The organism is Parapedobacter sp. GCM10030251 (assembly GCF_042666505.1).
GTDB lineage: Bacteria > Bacteroidota > Bacteroidia > Sphingobacteriales > Sphingobacteriaceae > Parapedobacter.
Genome location: NZ_JBHTDN010000020.1, coordinates 1 through 19,581, shown reverse-complemented (window position 1 = coordinate 19,581; position 19,581 = coordinate 1). Strand labels below are relative to the sequence as shown.

Sequence of the window (19,581 nt, the reverse complement as noted above, 5' to 3'; positions counted from 1 at the left end):
ATGGTTTAATCAAACTGTCCTGCTACTTCCGTTTCAGCAATACCCAACCTTTCTCTTCGTGCTCTCCGGTGCCGCTATACAACCGGATGATGTAGTAGTACGTCCCCTCATTCAGGTCATCGCCCTCCCAGCTATTGTCATAGTCCCTGCTCTTATAAACCTCGTTGCCCCATCGGTTGAAGATCGTGACCTCAACCCGGTCGAACGCCTCGATTCCGATGATCTCGAACCGGTCATTCTGTCCGTCACCGTTCGGAGTGAAGACGTTCGGAATACGCAGCGGATTTGGCTCTACCGTAATCGATACCGTTGCAATGTTACTCCAGTTTCCTGCACTGTCCTTCACGCGATAGCTGAAGGTTACCGGACCCGTATAACCTGGATTCGGCTTAAAGGTCACCGTTCCGTCTGGATTAATGATGAGTGTACCATTCTGCGGCGGGCTCACAATCTCGATCGATGCCGGATCCAACGGATAGGTCGATCCGTTGTCGTTGGTTATGATCGGGATCGTCAGGTCATTGTTCGATCTACCGACGATCTCATCGTTGGAGGCAACCGGCGGATGCACCGGAGAAACGGTCACTTCGTCCGAATTGTTACTCTCATCTGGATCGCGTTCATTACCCTCGACAGCCGCAATGTTCCGGTAATCACCTGATGCATTCACGGTCGCCGTGATTTTCAGCGAAGCCATTGCGCCATTGGCAAGATTACCTACCCGCCAAACGCCGGTCTCGGCGTCGTATGAACCGGTACCCGCCTCATGACTTACCAGTGTGTAGCCGGACGGCAGCTGCTCGATTACCTGCACTCCGGAGGCGTTGTGCGGTCCTGCATTGGAAACCTGTATGGTAAACACCACATCGGTTCCAACCATTGCCTCGTTTACATCCACCGTTTTGCTTACGCGGAGGTTAGAAACGTTACTAATAGGTAATGGCGGTGTTGTGCAGCCGTCACAACCCGGGTTTGGATCAGGCGTAGGCGTGGTCACCATGACGGTGTTTACCAAATCGCCGGTCATGTCCGATGGCGTCTGCACTGTTACTGTATAAGTCACCACCGCGCCGTTAGGCAATGTGGGTATGGTCTCGTTGAGATTACCTCTACCTGAGATGTTCGGCAACGCCACCGTGCCAGATGTGACAACCGCCGTCCAGCCGCTGATGGTAGTCCCCCCGGGGGCGGTATCTACAACATTTACATTTTGCGCATCGCTTGGACCGTTGTTGGTCACCGTAATCGTGTATTCAACCGATTCGCCCGGAACGAATGTGGTTTGACCTGCCGTGCTGGTTTGTTTAACGGTTACAATATCCGCTTGCGGATCAGGCGTCAATGGCGGGGTCTCACAGTCCGCACACGTCGGATCGGGATCCTCCGTCGGCGTGGTGACCGTCACCGCATTCACCAGATTACCGGTGAAGTGCGACGGTGTCTGTACCGTCACTGTGTAGGTTACCACCGCGCCGTTCGGCAATACCGGTATGGTCTCATTCAAATCGCCCGTGCCGCTGGTCGCCGGAAGCGCTACCGTGCCGGTGGTTACCACGGCCGTCCAGTTGGTGATCGTTGTACTGGCAGGAGCTGTGTCGTTGATATTCACAGCGGTTGCATCGCTTGGACCGTTGTTGGTCACCGTGATCGTGTAGTCTACGCTCTCGCCCGGCGTGAACTCCGTCTGCCCGGCTGTACTGGTTATCTTAACCGTTACAATGTCCGCTTTCGGTGCCGGATCCAATGGCGGCGTGGTACATTGCGTACAGCTCGGATCCGGATCCTCTGTCGGCGTGGTTACCGTCACCGCGTTCACAAGCTGTCCGGTGAAGTCCGAAGGCGTCCGTACTGTCACTGTGTAGGTCACCACTGCCCCGTTCGGAAGCGTGGCGATCGTTTCATTGATGTCTCCGCTGCCGCTTGCGTTCGGAAGTGTCACCGTGCCGGTGGTCACCACCGCCGTCCAGTTCGTGATCGTCGTTCCGGCCGGTGCCGTGTCACTGACATTCACATTCACGGCATCGCTCGGACCGTTGTTGGTTACCGTAATCGTGTAGTCTACGCTCTCGCCCGGCGTGAACTCCGTCTGCCCGGCTGTACTGGTAGTCTTAACCGTTACAATGTCCGCTTTCGGTGCCGGATCCAATGGCGGCGTGGTACATTGCGTACAGCTCGGATCCGGATCCTCTGTCGGCGTGGTTGCCGTCACCGCGTTCACCAGTTGTCCGGTGAAGTCAGACGGCGTCTGTACCGTCACTGTGTAGGTTACCACTGCCCCGTTCGGCAATACCGGTATGGTCTCATTCAAATCGCCCGTGCCGCTGGTGTTGGGCAATGTCACCGTGCCGGTGGTTACCACTGCCGTCCAATTTGTTATTGTCGTTCCGGCCGGTGCCGTATCCTCCACGTTCACAGCGGTTGCATCGCTCGGGCCGTTGTTCGTTACCGTGATCGTGTAGTCAACCGATTCGCCAGGAACGAAGGCTGTCTGCCCGGCCGCGCTTACCGTCTTCACCGTCACGATGTCCGCCTGCGGATCGGGATCCAATGGCGGCGTCTCGCATTCATCGCATGTCGGATCGGGATCCTCGGTCGGCGTGGTTACCGTCACCGCGTTCACCAGTTGTCCGGTGAAGTCGGACGGTGTCTGGACCGTCACTGTGTAGGTTACCACTGCCCCGTTCGGCAATACCGGTATGGTCTCATTCAAATCGCCCGTGCCGCTGGTGGCCGGAAGCGTCACCGTGCCGGTGGTCACCACCGCCGTCCAGTTCGTGATCGTCGTTCCGACAGGGGCCGTATCCTCCACGTTCACATCCTGCGCATCGCTCGGACCGTTGTTCGTTACCGTGATCGTATAATCAACCGACTCGCCGGGAATAAAGGTCGTCTGAGCGGCATCACTCACCACTTTCACCGTCACCACGTCCGCCTGCGGATTCGGTGTCAGTGGCGGGGTTGTACAGTCATCGCAGGTCGGATCCGGGTCAGGTGTCGGCGTGGTCACCGTAACCGCATTCACCAGGTCATCGTCAAAGTCCGGCGGCGTCTGCACCGTTACCGTATAGGTCACCACAGCGCCGTTCGGAAGCGTGGCTATCGTTTCATTGATATCGCCCGTGCCTGAAGTATTCGGCAATGTCACCGTGCCGGTGGTCACCACCGCCGTCCAGTTTGTGATCGCCGTTCCGGCCGGTGCCGTATCCTCCACGTTCACAGCGGTTGCATCGCTCGGGCCGTTGTTCGTTACCGTGATCGTATAATCAACCGACTCGCCGGGAACAAAGGTCGTCTGAGCGGCATCACTCACCACTTTCACCGTTACGATGTCCGCCTGCGGATCAGGTGTCAATGGCGGGGTCGTGCAGTCATCGCAGGTCGGATCCGGGTCAGGTGTCGGCGTGGTCACCGTAACCGCGTTCACCAGGTCATCGTCGAAGTCCGGCGGTGTCTGCACCGTCACCGTATAGGTCACCACAGCGCCGTTCGGCAGCGCGGCTATCGTTTCATTGATATCGCCCGTGCCTGAAGTATTCGGCAATGTCACCGTGCCGGTGGTCACCACCGCCGTCCAGTTCGTGATCGCCGTTCCGACAGGGGCCGTATCCTCCACGTTCACATCCTGCGCATCGCTCGGACCGTTGTTCGTTACCGTGATCGTATAATCAACCGACTCGCCGGGAACAAAGGTCGTCTGAGCGGCATCACTCACCACTTTCACCGTCACCACGTCCGCCTGCGGATCAGGTGTCAATGGCGGGGTCGTGCAGTCATCGCAGGTCGGATCCGGGTCAGGTGTCGGCGTGGTCACCGTAACCGCATTCACCAGGTCGTCGTCGAAGTCCGGCGGTGTCTGCACCGTTACCGTATAGGTCACCACAGCGCCGTTCGGCAGCGTGGCTATCGTTTCATTGATATCGCCCGTGCCTGAAGTATTCGGCAATGTCACCGTGCCGGTGGTCACCACCGCCGTCCAGTTCGTGATCGCCGTTCCGACAGGGGCCGTATCCTCCACGTTCACATCCTGCGCATCGCTCGGACCGTTGTTCGTTACCGTGATCGTATAATCAACCGACTCGCCGGGAACAAAGGTCGTCTGAGCGGCATCACTCACCACTTTCACCGTCACCACGTCCGCCTGCGGATCAGGTGTCAATGGCGGGGTCGTGCAGTCATCGCAGGTCGGATCCGGGTCAGGTGTCGGCGTGGTCACCGTAACCGCGTTCACCAGGTCATCGTCGAAGTCCGGCGGTGTCTGCACCGTTACCGTATAGGTCACCACAGCGCCGTTCGGCAGCGTGGCTATCGTTTCGTTGATATCGCCCGTGCCTGAAGTATTCGGCAATGTCACCGTGCCGGTGGTCACCACCGCCGTCCAGTTCGTGATCGCCGTTCCGACAGGGGCCGTATCCTCCACGTTCACAGCGGTTGCATCGCTCGGGCCGTTGTTCGTTACCGTGATCGTATAATCAACCGACTCGCCGGGAACAAAGGTCGTCTGAGCGGCATCACTCACCACTTTCACCGTCACCACGTCCGCCTGCGGATCAGGTGTCAATGGCGGGGTCGTGCAGTCATCGCAGGTCGGATCCGGGTCAGGTGTCGGCGTGGTCACCGTAACCGCATTCACCAGGTCATCGTCAAAGTCCGGCGGCGTCTGCACCGTTACCGTATAGGTCACCACAGCGCCGTTCGGAAGCGTGGCTATCGTTTCATTGATATCGCCCGTGCCTGAAGTATTCGGCAATGTCACCGTGCCGGTGGTCACCACCGCCGTCCAGTTCGTGATCGCCGTTCCGGCCGGTGCCGTATCCTCCACGTTCACAGCGGTTGCATCGCTCGGGCCGTTGTTCGTTACCGTGATCGTATAATCAACCGACTCGCCGGGAACAAAGGTCGTCTGAGCGGCATCACTCACCACTTTCACCGTCACCACGTCCGCCTGCGGATCAGGTGTCAATGGCGGGGTCGTGCAGTCATCGCAGGTCGGATCCGGGTCAGGTGTCGGCGTGGTCACCGTAACCGCATTCACCAGGTCATCGTCGAAGTCCGGAGGCGTCTGCACCGTCACCGTATAGGTCACCACAGCGCCGTTCGGAAGCGTGGCAATCGTTTCATTGATATCGCCTGTGCCGCTTGTGGCCGGAAGTGTAACTGTGCCGGTGGTCACCACCGCCGTCCAGTTCGTTATCGTCGTTCCGACAGGGGCCGTATCCTCCACATTTACATCCTGCGCATCGCTCGGACCGTTGTTCGTTACTGTGATCGTGTAGTCTACCGACTCACCCGGGGTGAACTCCGTCTGCCCGGCTGTGCTGGTCACCTTCACCGTTTCGATATCCGCTTGTGAAACGTAGCTCAGCACCACATCATCAAAAGCAACACACGTTCCATTGGTAACCGTCCACCGCAAGGTCACCGATGTATTCGGATCCAACGTGATGGCTGCATTCGGATCGGTAACATCCACTATTTCAACCGCCGGTGTTCCGCTAACCACACTCCACTCACCGGTTCCAACCGTCGGCGTTGCGGCATCCAATGTAAACACACCGCTGTTGTACTGCGTTTCATCAGCGCCCGCAACCGCAGTAGGCATCTCATAAATCGTTACACTAAAACTTTCTTCATCAAAACAACTTTCAGTAGACTCCGGTATAAATTGATAGGCAGCCGAAAAGTCGGATATTGTCCAATCTTTGATATAATTGTCAGTGTGATAGGTTTCTACCGAAATAACGATACTAATATTGCCGGCTACCAAATCGCTAACAGGCACCACGCCAGCTATGTCGATATCCACCGGACTTCCCACTGGAGTATCCGTTAATTGAGCGAAGTTTATTTCGGTATTTGTCGCATTATTAACAATAGACACCCGGCCTGCATACCCTCTTCCGTTATCCGCACCGTTGTTTGTAATCCTGACCTTCGGGTTAATCCGCACTGCAGAACCAAAACATGCCGGAGAGCCTGTCAATACTACGTCTCCCACAACCGTTTTATAGGTCTGACTGATTGATTTTGGATCAGTAGCATCGTAGTTAATCGCGGTTGAAACTCCTTCCCAAAGCCCTTGATCGTAGGTGTTTGTCAGATAATGGGGCACAAAGGAAAAAAGGGTTTCTAGGTCCGCTTGGCTGACTTTTGTCGTTTTCACAACCGATAGTGATCCAGCACAATTCGTTTGTCCTTCCGCCCTATCGAATATATATAAATTCGTCGTTCCTACCGTGTTTATTATATCTCCAGCCACATACATTTGCCCTCCACCGCCTGGTTCTGTATAATAAGCCTCATTACCTGTCAGATTAACCCCGGTAATTTCGGGCAGCGTATACGCTTCGCAAGCTTCTTGGTTTTCAATAGGCTCGATATGAGGCGCTGATTGAATCATCAGCGTAACAGGCGTTCTTGTGGGGCTCGAACAGGACCCATTTGTCGCTTCTGCATAATAAGTTATCGTTCCGATGGCATTTAAAATCGGATTAGCCACTACGCTTCCACCCACAGGCGCGTCATACCAGACAAGCGTTTCGCCGCTCCCTACGGTTGCAGTGGCGGTCAGCGTCTGCACCGGATTTTCTGCACAAACCAGTTGATCGCCGCCACTTATTGGCAAAGCCGGTGCCGTTGGGGGTACGTTGATGGTCACCGTCACCGGCTCGCTATCACAATCTCCACCATCTCGGATGATAAGCGTATAAACATCTGGGGCCAAATCGGTAAAGACATTGCTATTAACAAAGCTTGTACCCCCATCGATTGAGTAGGTAGCGCCTGCATACTGGGCTGCGATAATACTACCTGTTGGAGTCGAACAGTCTGGTTGTATGACCTCGGGCGTTGGTATCTGCCGTGCCGGATCAATGGTCGCCGCCGTGGCTTCGCTCACGCAACCTGTCACTGTATTCATCGCCGTCACCTGATAGGTGTTCGGCGCGACCGACGTAAACAATGGATCTGCCTGATAATTAGTTCCATCAATCGAGTATACAAATTCGGGGCCTAATGGCGACAGCACTTCAATGCTGCCCTGGCCACCGGTACAGAATGGCTGGCCAACCCGCAGTTCCGGCTGGCCGATGAGCTCTACTTCAACCGGCGCAATGGCGCTGCATCCGGTTACCGGGTCCGTACCTTTGATGTAGTATGTTCCCGAAACGGATATGGCCTCCGGATTGCTCAGTGGTTGTGCGGCCAAATCATCCACGAAAAATTCGAATGTTAGGCCGGGTGCACTGCCCTGCGTTACCTCGCTGGCAGTGATATCCACCGTACCGGGCAAACAAACCGCTGCCGGATCGGTGATCACCAGCACCGGCGCCTCGTTAATCGTCACCTCAAACGAAGTCTCGTCAAAGCAGTTCTGCGCTACTTCCGGTAAAAATTGATAAGCCGACTGGAAATTGGACAATGTCCAGTTTTTAGCACCGTTGTGATGGGTTTCAACCACAATCATGATACTGATGTTTCCGGCCAGCACATCGGCCACCGGCACAACACCTTCCACATGGACTTGAAACGTGGCTCCAGCAGCCGGACTCGACGGCATGCCGCCGTTAAACAGACGCGTATTCGTTGCGGTATTGATGATGGAAAAATAACCAACACCACCAAAACCAGCGGAAGGGCCATTATTCGTTACCGTCACATCGGCCGAAATGAACACATCCGTACCGAAGCAGTCATCGGTATCAGCAATATTCACTCTGCCGATTATCGCCGGATAGGTCTGGTCATCGACTATCGGATCGGCCGCATTGTAGTCGATCACTTGCGTACCGGTGCCGCTCCAGAACGCCGGATTTATTGCCCGCGGATACTGCATCACCGTATTCTGGTTGGCCAGCTGATCAAAATCAGCCTTGGGATAACTCGTATTGGCCACGACGCTCAAACTTCCGGCACAGTTGGCCACCGCTCCGCTTTCGTCATAGACATACAGCGTCGTTGTACCCACGGAGCTCAGCTGGTCACCCGGCAGGTATTTCGTTCCGCCTGCATTCGGTGCCGTATAATACGCCTGGTTTCCGGATAGGCCGGTACCGGTAATCTCGGGCAGGGTAAATACTTCACACGCAGCTACGTCTTCTATCTCATCCAATACCGGAGAAGCCGTAATACTCAATGTTACCGGCGTTCTTGTTGGACTGTCACAGATCCCGTTATTTGCTGCTGCAAAATAGGTAACCGTACCGACCGCATCCAGACTCGGGTCTGTCACCACGTTACCACCCACCGGAGCGTCGTACCAAACCAACTGTGTTCCGTCCGGCACAGTGGCCGAAGCGGTCAATTTATCCGCAAGGTCAGCAATACAAGCCTGTTGGTTTCCGCCGCTGATCGGTGCTGCGGGCGCTTCGTTGATGGTCAGCTCGAAGCTGCGCTCGGCCGAACACACTCCCGTTGTCTCAGGAAGAAACTGATAATCGGCCTCAAAACCGGAAACCGTCCAACTCTTGGTGCTGCCATGCAGCGTTTCCAGTGAAACGATAAAAGAAAGTTTGCCGGCAGCTAAGTCCGCCAATGGCACTACGCCCGTAACGGTAAGATCGATTGCCGGTCCAACCGGCGTTGAACGCAAATGCGTAGTATATAGCGTCTGGTTGGTCTCATTATGCCAAATGCCCAGTTGGCCTGTATATGCGTTACCAGGTCCCGGGCCGTTATTCACTACGGTAACTTTGGCGGTTATCTGCACTTGCGTGCCAAAACATTCCGTGGCGCCGGAGATATTAATATCGCCGGCAATTGTTTTATAGGTTTGTCCGCTCCAAGCTGGATCAGCGGGGTCGTAGTTTATCGTCGTACTAGCAGTACCATTCCAAAAATTTGTATTGTCAACATCATAGAGGTAAGCACCGCCCATATCATCCTGGGTAAGCTTCGTATTGTTGGAAACCGATAAACTGCCAGCGCAATTAGCGCTCGGTTCCGTTGCATCGTACACGTACAGTGTAGACGTACCCAGTGTACTGAAGACATCGCCCGGTAAGTACTTTGTGCCGGTACCGCCCGTACCCGTATAATAAGCTTCATTACCGGTAAGGTGCTCGCCTTGTATGATGGGTAATTCATAGGGGCCGCAATTGACGACATCTTCAACTTCAGAAAGCACGGGGGACTCCATGATGCTCAATGTCACCGGTGTCCTGGTCGAGCTTACACAAGTAGCATTGTCAGCCTCGGCGTAATACGTAATCACGCCAACCGTATCCAAGCTTGGATCGGTTACCGCATTTCCACCTACCGGTGCATCGTACCAGATCAATGTTGCTCCGGTCGGGGCCGTGGCGGTGGCTGTCAGTTTATCGGCAACGTCAGCAATACAAGCTTGTTGGTTCCCATCGCTGGTCGGCGCTGCTGGAACGTCATTGACCGTCAATTCGAAACTAGTTTCTGCCGAACAAGCCTGGGTGGTTTCCGGCAAGAATTGGTAAGACGCTCTGAAGTCAGAAAGCAACCAGTTTTTTGGCGCAGATAACTGATCGGTCTCCACGACAATCACAATCGCGATATTTCCCGCCAATACTTCCGGCAACGGGACCGTTCCGGTCACCGTCAACAATACCGAAGTATTGGCGGCCATGTTCGCCGGTAACTGCGCATCATACAATCGCTGGTTTGTCGCTTTGTTAAAAATCGCTAATCTTCCGGCATAGCCATAAGCCGGACCCGGGCCTTGGTTAGCCACGTTTACCTGTGCTGTTATACTCACTTCGCTTCCGAAGCAGTCTGCGGTACTGCCTACTGACACGTCACCAATAATGCCCAGATAAGTCTGTATACCTCCACTGGGCGTACCCGGGCTGTTATACAAAATCTGCTGGTTACCCGTTCCCTGCCAGAACGCGGGATCAACCGTACCCGGATAGCGGAAGTGCGTATCGTCAAATAGATTGCTGAGCGTATAGCTTGTATTCGGTGCTACCGCCAAACTACCTTGGCAATTGGTAAGCGCCTCGCTTTGATCAAAAATGTAGAGCGTGGAAGTGCCCGGCGTGCTGATTACATCGCCCGGAAGGTATTTGGTGCCTCCCCCGTTGGGTGCCGTGTAATACGCTTCGTTCCCGCTTAAATGCTCACCTACGATGGCGGGCAATTCGAACGGTCCGCAGGAGGTGGTATCCTGCTGCTCATCCAAGATCGGTGTTGCCGTTATATTCAAGGTCACCGGAGTTCTGCTCGAACTGATGCATGTTCCATCATCCGCCGCCGCATAGTAAGTAACCGTTCCAACTGCACTTAAGCTTGGATCAGTTACCACAGTTCCACCGGTTGGTGCATCATACCAAATCAATTGGGTACCGGCAGCAGCTGTGGCCGAAGCTGTCAATTTTCCACCGTTCAGGTCGGACACACAGGCTTGCAGGTTGCCGCCACTTATCGGAGCCGGTACGTCACAAGGATTCGAGCAGAAAGCGGTCGGGTCGTTTCCTTCCGGTGTATCCGGATTATTACTGTACACGGTGAGATTTCCTGTCCGGATAGTGGCCTGATTCGTATAACAACTGTTGTAGCTGGCGTTGTCAGCTATTTTTACCGATACCCGGAAGGTAAGCGGCTGGCCACTAGTCTGCGGGATTGGATTTACTGTGATACCCGAGATCCGCAGGGTATTTCCTGATATGCTGACTGTTCCGCCGCCCGGTGAGGCCGGGCTGACCGAAGCATCCACCCAGCCTAGATCGGTTGATGTGAGCACGTCCTCGAAGTCAAAGGTTACCGGTAACGACTGGCCGTTGTAGATGCTGAACTCGTACTCAACAACGTCACCGGGTTTCACCCCGCCTGCCGGCATGATCACTTTTTTGTCCATTCGCGTCGGAAAACAAGCCGTTGCGTCCAGCCCCGGATAATTATTTACTGCGCTCAGATTAACAAGCAACCTGTTAGCCGGATTATAGCGGTACAGCCGCTGGCCTCCCTGTTCCACCGTTCCGCCATTGGCGAAAAAGTATACCCTGCCCTGCACATCGTTCCAGGCACCGCCGGCAGCCCAGCCTGCCATTGGTGCTGAACCCGCGGCTAATGTAACCAGTGTCTGCGTTCCGTTTGCAGGATTAGTTTGGACGACCCGGTTTCCCTGTACACCGTATATCATGCCATCCAGGGGAGAGAAAGCGATATCTGACATGGAAGCGTAATTCAGCGACAGCCTAACCAGCGTGTATTTCATGGTGGTCAGATCGACTTTTACCAGAAAGGTTATGGACGCATTATTGGTCAGGACGGTTGAATAATACATGTTATTTAAACCAACTACCCCGGCGGCTAAATTTACGCGTGCTCCATTTGTATTTGCTGTAGCTACGTTGGTCCAGGTCGCCATCCGTTGCGCCTCTGTGGCGTTCAGGGGCGTGGGCCGAGGCAACCTCGTCACTTTACCGGTGCCATCGATCCGCACCATATCAGCGGGATCTAACTGCGCGGAAGTACCCGAAACTACGCCGTAAATTAGATTGTCCTCGAAATTGTAACCGATGCCATTGTAAGTATCTGGTATGGAAAATGCAATTGTCGCCTGTACCTGCGTTGGATTTTCCGGGTTGATTACCAGTAGCGATGATGTTGTAGCACCGGGAGGGGTAGTTGCTAAATACGCCGACCCATTACACTCAAACGGCACCGGGCAGCTACTGCTCAAGGTAATGCCGGCAGACTGCGCTGTCCTGCATCCACTGCCCAATATGGCTTCCACCGTAAATACGCCCAGTTGCCCTGTGCGAGGTTGATAGGTAAGGTCCGTAGCGCCGAGGATCGGTTGTCCGTCCATGTACCACTGATAGCTTACCCACGCCGGATCGGGGTTTTTCACCTCGAATATAGCGTCCGGCAGACAGGCGGCAGCGGGGTTTTGCAGTCCCACCATCGGCGGATTGTATACCATTTTGAAACTGTCAAAAACCAAATAAGATTGTCCGGCGGGCCCGGAATACGCCACCATATAAATGCGGTCGTAGACTTCCGTTGATGTAAACGTAAAACTGTATTCTTTCCAGGTCGGATTAGACGAAGATAAGGCATTATTAATGAGCGGCGAATCACCTAATGGATGCGCGGTGGTAAAGTCGGCTTCACCGGGCCTTACCCCGTAAAATCGGAAGAAACCGGGAGCAGTATATGGGCTGGCAACTAAATAGCCGGCAGAAAACGTAAAGGTGTAGGTTCCAGCGGGCAGTGGCGCAATCAAGGTATTCTGGAAATCTTCTAAACCTGAATTGGCTGCTCCTCCATGCATCCCAGCCCAGGCAACACCATCTGAACCAGCCGGTAAATTGGTGCTCGCGGGCCAACTCGCCGCTGGGCGCGGTGATATGCACCCCTTCTCTGGATCGTTAACCATCAATTGGCCACCTGTCCCAGATGGAGCCGGTTGGCTGGTTTTCCAACCGGTTACGTAGGCGATAGTTCCTAATGCGCTTAAGTTTGGACATTGTGTATAATTCTCTAAACTGCCATTTGCAAAATAATTCACATAAGGGTTACAGGCCGGATCATCACAATCGGCCACGCCGTTACCATCGTCGTCGATGCCATTGCCGCAGATTTCGACCGGTTCATTGATCGTTAATCGATAATCCTCTGTTTCTCCATTATTCAGGGATCCACTTGGATTAGCCACCGTTAAATTCGGCGAGGTTGATATTCTGAATCGGGCGTAAGTTGGCCCTGCTGTCAAGCCACTTAGTCCGGTCCAATTGAGTGTGGCAGTGGTTGCACCGTTGGCCACCGTAGCGGCAGCACCTTCCGCTTCCTCAAATGTGCCGTTTTTGTTAAAATCGATCCACCCCACCAAATAGGCCGGTGATCCGCTCGAATTTCCTACAATCGCGTCTATGCTGTACGAAGCAACATTCGTGAGAAGCGGTTCAAAAACAATTCCATCCTCATCATCCTGCCCATTCAAGTCGTCTGCATCGGCATTGGTACCTAAACCGGTAAAACTTGAAGGGTCAAAGTCGCCGGGTAGCGCACCCAACTTTGGCGTACTGGCCGGAGCTACCGTTCCGGCTGTAATCAATTGCCCTCCAGCTGGAGGAGCTGCGATATAAACGGTGTTGCCGGTGCCCGAACCGGGATTGGTCCCGCCCGTTATGGATGGGGTAATAGTGTGAGAGGCAATACCATAGTTTTCCGGTGAGTCTCCGCGCTCGGAATAAGCCATTACACCCAAAGCCATTGCCGTTCTTCCCCCGCCATTAATCACAGCGTTGATTGTCAATGGGTTTGTTTCGTTTGTTGCCGTCTTTTGACTATATAGGAGTGCAACATTGTCCAAACAAGCCAACCGCGCGGTTTGGTTGTCGTCATAAAAGGTAATTTGGCGATCGGTAGTATTATTATACACACCTGCCTCCAATAGTCGCCAAGGCTCACCATTCGTTGTTCCTTGCGTAAATTCATTACTAGGTTGTACCGCGTCTGCCTCTCCATTACCAAAGACTAGCCCTATATTAGCGGGCTGTCCATTGGAGGTGGCGTAAGCGCTCAGCCGAAAGGAAACTTGCGTGCCCGATGTGTAGTTAACGATAGCGTTCGTTAGTGTATTAGCACCGTCCGCACCGCCAATGTTATAAAGATCATCCATTCGGTCATCGACATAAGCCCCCGGCCGATACCCGATTATTTGATTGTTAAGTTGATCAATAACGACGGTTATGTCAACGCCATTAGCCGTAAACTGATAGGTTCTGGTCTGCCCGGCCACCATATCCAAACCAGCGAAATCAAACCAGTAAATGCTATTCCGATACTTACCAGCTCCACCTGTAGCCTGCTTCATCTGCGTTTGGGCAAATACTTGGGCAGCAAGCAATGACAGTCCAAAGAGAACCAGCGAAACGATCAGTAGCTTAACGCGCCCAAGGATTAAACCGAACTTACCTAATAAAAATGTTAAAGGAATAATGATGCCATTCATGCTTTTCACGGTTTGCAATAAAAAATTAATCACTCCCTATACATGCGAGGAAGTGTAATGGATGTCGTAGTGATGTAGGGTCAAATGCGGGAAAACTGGTAGCTGTTTTTCATAGGATGCTTCACTTTAGTACCTGCCAATTGATAGATGTGTCATTGAGTTACAGCGGTTAACGGATCGAGAACAATCATGCACAACCTGCTATTCCTTTAGCAATCAAAAATATCCCCAATTAGTTATCGGCGTCAATCGTGTCTTTTCGACATCCTGTAAGTAATTTTACGAGCCTGCTATAGTAATTTTTCTAGGCATTATCCTTGTCAGTTTTATCTCCATTACGTTTTTTTTTCTACCTTCGTAGTTCGTCACAGATACCATCTATCAGATCAAACCAAATGGGATTTACCAATTTTTGGTTACGGCTTGTTTGCTGTATTTTTCCGCTTCTGCCGCAACTCATCTTAGCCGATGAAACAAACTACCTGACTTTCCATTATACCGATGAACATGGATTGCCTCAAAACAGCATTAAAGGCATTGCACCCGATAACCTTGGATTCGTTTGGCTGATTACCGAAAGGGGTGTGGTACGTTTCGATGGGCATGAACGGTTCAAATTGCCGGATAGCTTATCTACTCGGCTGAAGAGCGAGCGGATGACAAGCCTGCACACCGACTCCGTACCGGGCGCCCTATGGGCACATACGGCCAGCAACCAATGGGTTTACCTTTATGATGGCACTGCCCGCATCGTCAACCAGGCAGCGCCGCCTTGGCGTTCGCATTTATCGTGGCAACACCCGGCGAACGATTTCAGCACGGGGCTGCCCAATCGCTACCCGAATCTGCAGATCGAAAACCTGCGGGTGGGTGATATCCGCGGGGCACATTATGTCATTAAGCAAGATTCCATCATTTGGTACAACAGCGGCGTCTCAGCGCCATCGCTTCGCATTCCGAATCCCGGAAAATCATTTTGGCAGTTCGTCAGCTTGAATGACGAGTTATACTACATAAAAGACCTCCACCAGGCTTTAGCTATCGATACGCTGGGGACAGTCCGTCCGGTGCGCATCGTGGGCGACCTGGCGGATGAATATCAAAAAGGCAAATTTAGCCTCTTCTGGAACAATGCAGCCAATCAACTGTTTGTTCAATTCAACCATAACCTCTATTGGCTTCGCCCTGACAAGCAGGGCAATCTGTATAGTTCCCGCATCTTAAGCGATTTCGATATTGAAGCGAATCGTATTGTTGTCATATATCTAGACATCGCTCATCAACGGTTGATGCTTGGCAGTGATAGTAAAGGATTGTTTGTGCTTAGGCGGAAACATTTTTCCGTCGTCCGGGCTCCGGAAACGCCGCCGCACGATATCTACTATACGCAGCTTGTTTTAAAGGACGGATCGGTATTGACGGATAATGGCAAACGGTACGACGCTGCAGGGCGATGCCGGGTTATTCCCGCATTTTCAAACATGGGCCGCCAATATGCCCACGTGTACGATGCCAACGACCGGTTGTGGACACTGACCGAAGATACTCTGTTCTGCCACTCTGCATTGGGCGACAAGCTCTTGCAGAAAGTTCCCAATCCCGAACCGGGTCAAGCGTTATTTCGCACCCAACAGCACAAACTGCTCTTGGGCAGCCTCCAAGGCGGAGTGTTTCAGTGGAATCAAGATGCGGGAACCTTTACGTTATTGGCCCGGTTGCCAAGCGCCATTTCGCTAATCCAGCAGGCCGATCTGGAAAACATATGGATCGGCACATCACAGGGGCTTTACCGATTTCATATCGGCACGAAGACGGCCTATCCGATCAAAGGTCTTAAGCAATATCACATACGGAGCCTCCACCAGGATGAAACGCATCCCTCCCGGCTGTGGATTTGTACCGAGCAACACGGTGTTTTCTTCCATGAGGACACCTCCGTGTATCCGATGCCGATGGACGAAGCCGGGTTTTTGCGCTCCGCACATTGTATATTGGAAGATCAACGGGGCTATTTTTGGATTAGTACGAATAAGGGCTTATTTCGGGTAAAAAAACAACACTTGTTGGATTTTCGGAAGCCTCAGGCTACGAGGCTGCATTATTTTCATTTCGGCGTTGATGATGGTTTTGCTACCAATGAATTTAACGGCGGTTGTAACCCTTGCGCGATTAAACTGCCCAACGGCATGTTTTCTTTTCCTTCACTGAATGGATTAGTTTGGTTCCATCCAGACAGCATCCGCGGCGAGTGGCCAACCGGGCCGTTGTTGGTCGACGGAGTAAATCTGGACGGTACAGCCATTCCGGCGCACGATAGCATACAACTGCCGTCAAACTTTTCCCGGCTCAACCTTACCGTGTCCACTCCTTATGCTAGCCATCTGAAGAATATTCGCTTGGAATACGCGATTTCCACCAGCACCGGCAAGATGCAATGGTTGCCATTGAATCCTGCAGACCATACCTTATCCATTAATGAGTTGTCGTCTGGCTACCACACCGTGACGTTTAAGATGCGCCAAGGTTGGGATGTAAATGACTATCATTATCATTCAATAACGCTTTATGTAACACCTCGCTTTTATGAAACTGCTTGGTTTTTGCTTGTACTGTTTATTCTATTTATTGCCATCGGTTGGGTTATTCTCCGGCTAAGGACGCGTTTTATCGTCCATCAGAATGAGCAGCTTAGCCGTAAAGTAGCCTCTCATTCTGCCAAACTTGCTCAACAACACTCCTTACAACAGCTGCTTTCGGCCTCGATGGTTCATGATATCCGTGCGCCATTAAACTATGTGGTGCAGGCATTAAAGGGCATATCTACCCAAAGCCAAGCCGAAGATGGGCCGCTTACGCAGGAAATCCAATTGGTTTACGACTCCACGCAGCAGATTTTTCGGTATTCGAATAACCTTTCGCAACTGGCCAAGGTGATGCTTGATACCCATCAAATCCATTTCGATGCTGTATCCTTGCATGCGATTGCCCAAAAGCAGCTCAAGTTATTCAATCCCATTGCCCTTGCTGCCGGAACAAACCTGGTCAACCAAATTTCACCAGGCAGTGCGGTGCATTCGAACGAGGAGATTTTATCGATTATTCTCCATAATCTGCTGGACAACGCCATCAAATTCACAAAGAACGGGTTTGTTTACGTATCGGCTCACGCAGACGGCGACACACAGAGCCTGAAAGTGGTCGATACGGGTATCGGCATGTCCAGCAGCGAAATGGAACGCTACAACAATCCAGAGAATGGCCGACCAAAAGGCTTATCCGGCGAAAAAGGCGGGCTGGGGCTGATCCTAGTATGGCATATGGCTAGATTAATCAATGGCACGATGATGATAAGAAGCGCAATCGGCCACGGTACGGCCATAACGATTACGTTCGCACCACGGCGTACATGGTGACCTTGGCGATCAATTCCGATAGATTTTGCACCCCCAATTTTGCATAGATATTGCTTTTGTAGGTACCAACGGTAGAGGTATGAAGGTTTAATTCGTTCGCTATTTCGCTGACGCCTTTTCCGGTCACCAAAAGCTGGCAAACCTCTGTCTCCCGATCGGACAACGCGGCTAACGGATTTTCCCCGAGTTCTACATTGCCCAACCGACGTTCAAGCAGGTAATCGCGCATTTTAGGGCTTAGGTATTTTCGTCCTCTACAGACTGTATTCAGCGCCTCCCGGAAGTCGTCCTCATCGCCATCTTTTTGCAAATAGCCATCCGCACCGGCGTCTATATAGCGCAGTGCGTACAGCATTTCATTGTATGCAGAAAAGACCAATACCCGGGTGTGGGGACGCTTCTTTTTTAACTGCTTGACCACTTGAAAATTGTTTCCTCCCGGAAGATTAATATCCAATACGATCACCTCGGGAGACACCGCATCTAAAAGTGCGATGAGCTCAGTCATATCTTTGGCATAAGAAATCCGGGACTCAGGCATCCATTCGCGGATTATGTATTTCAAACCAACGCGAATAGCACCATGGTCATCGGCAATAACGACGTGTAACGGCATGTAAAACGGTAGAAGTACGCACAATAAACTGTTTGGGATCGAGCTATATCCTTTGAATATAGCGATTACCCTGTAAGTATCTGCGAATAAAGATATCGCTATATCGCTATAAAAAAAAGCGTTTGTCGACAATAAAAGAAATAAAAACCATAATTAATTGATAACCAAAATAATTATCACCAATCATATTTTTATTTTGATGGAAATTTCAACCGGTTAGCGGCGGCGGCGCGGCAGACGTTACGTGACCACAGGAAGTGTTACAGTTCCGGTGGACTTAGGCACACGGGTTGCCAGGGATATGCCGGTCCCCCTCTCCGTACCCGCTTCGGAGCAGCATGCTTACTGAATGCATACCCGTATTGCACTCCAACGCACCGCGCCGCACCGAGGTACGTCCGAGACCAGAACGAGTACCCTTGGAGTATGCACCGAGCTCCGAAGCCAACCCCCGGACTTACTCTCCGCGGCAATACCGTCGGCACTGCTCGATGTCACTTTCACGGAATTGCGCTCGGCCGCGTATACGGCGTCGTGAAGCGGGCCAATTAATACTCCAGCACGGTTACCTCGGTGCGCCTGTTGGCCTGGTGGTCCTCCCGGCTGCACGGCACGCCGTTGCCGCAGCCGTTCACCAGTCGTGTCTCCCCGTAGCCCCTGGCCACCATCCGCTCACGCGCGATACCCCGGCTCACCAGGTAGTCAACCGCAGACTGCGCACGCCGCTGGGAAAGGGCCATGTTGTAGGCATCGCTGCCCCGGCTGTCCGTATGGCTCGAAAGCTCGATCCGCAGCGTCGGGTTATCGCGAAGCGTACGCACCAGCTCATCCAGCACCGCCGCTGCGTCCGGGCGGATGTTGTGCTTATCAAAGTCATAATAAATGTTCTCCAGCTCGAAGGTCCTGCCCACCTCGAATATGGGTTCAAGCAGCAAAGCCACCTCAAGCGTATCCGACATCGTGATGCCCGCCGTGCTTACCCTGGCCGAATCGCCGTGGTACTTCTCCTTCTGCCCCAATACCGTATATTGCCTGTCCCTGTCCAGCACGAACTCAAACGTCCCGCTGCCGTCCGTGCGCTTCCTCGCTACGATTTCCCGCTTGCCGTCATACAGCGTCACTGAGACATCTGCCAGCCGGTCCTTTGTGTTTTTATCCGAAGCCGTACCCTGCAGGATGATGACGATCCGCGGCTTCTCGTAGGTGAACGAATAGATGTCGTCGCTCCCTTTTCCCCCTGTGCGGTTCGAGGACAGATAGCCTGCGATACCTTCATCCCCTTCGTAGGTTGTGATGTAAGCAAAGTCGTCCCCCGGCGAATTCACCGGGTAGCGAAGGTTCCGCGGCGCGCTCCACTGCTGCCCGCTGCCCGTGGCCTCGAACACATCCAGCCCGCCCATGCCCGCGAACCCGTCGCTCGAATAATAAAGCGTGCCGTCCGGGCCGATGTTCGGGAACAGCTCATCGCCTGCGCTGTTGATGACGGCGCCCGCATTCTCCGGTGCACCCCAGCTGCCGTCTGCCCGCCTCTGGCTGTACCAGATGTCCGTGCCGCCCCGGCCGCCGGGCATATCGCTTACGAAGTACAGGATGCTTCCGTCCCCGCCCAAGGCGGCATGTCCGAC

General features: G+C 53.1%; 4 protein-coding genes. 1 reads left to right on the top strand and 3 read right to left on the bottom strand.

Annotation, left to right across the window (positions count from 1 at the left end):
- Window positions 1-22 precede the first annotated feature (22 nt).
- Entirely contained in the window at window positions 23-13,927 is a 13,905-nt protein-coding gene (locus tag ACFQRK_RS23335) for a CshA/CshB family fibrillar adhesin-related protein (protein WP_379010793.1), read from the bottom strand.
- 395 nt (window positions 13,928-14,322) lie between these two features.
- Between ACFQRK_RS23335 and ACFQRK_RS23330 the strand changes: the two genes are divergently transcribed.
- Window positions 14,323-17,340, top strand: coding sequence for a sensor histidine kinase (locus ACFQRK_RS23330; protein WP_379010791.1), 3,018 nt, complete (start codon window positions 14,323-14,325; stop codon window positions 17,338-17,340).
- Here the strand turns inward: ACFQRK_RS23330 and ACFQRK_RS23325 are convergent.
- Window positions 17,312-17,956, bottom strand: a complete 645-nt coding sequence (locus ACFQRK_RS23325; protein ID WP_379010789.1) for a response regulator — start codon at window positions 17,954-17,956, stop codon at window positions 17,312-17,314. The two genes, ACFQRK_RS23330 and ACFQRK_RS23325, sit on opposite strands and share 29 nt — an antisense overlap.
- Window positions 17,957-18,504: 548 nt before the next feature.
- Complete coding sequence (locus ACFQRK_RS23320) at window positions 18,505-19,281, bottom strand: OmpA family protein (RefSeq protein WP_379010787.1); 777 nt, start codon at window positions 19,279-19,281, stop codon at window positions 18,505-18,507.
- Window positions 19,282-19,581: the final 300 nt, after the last annotated feature.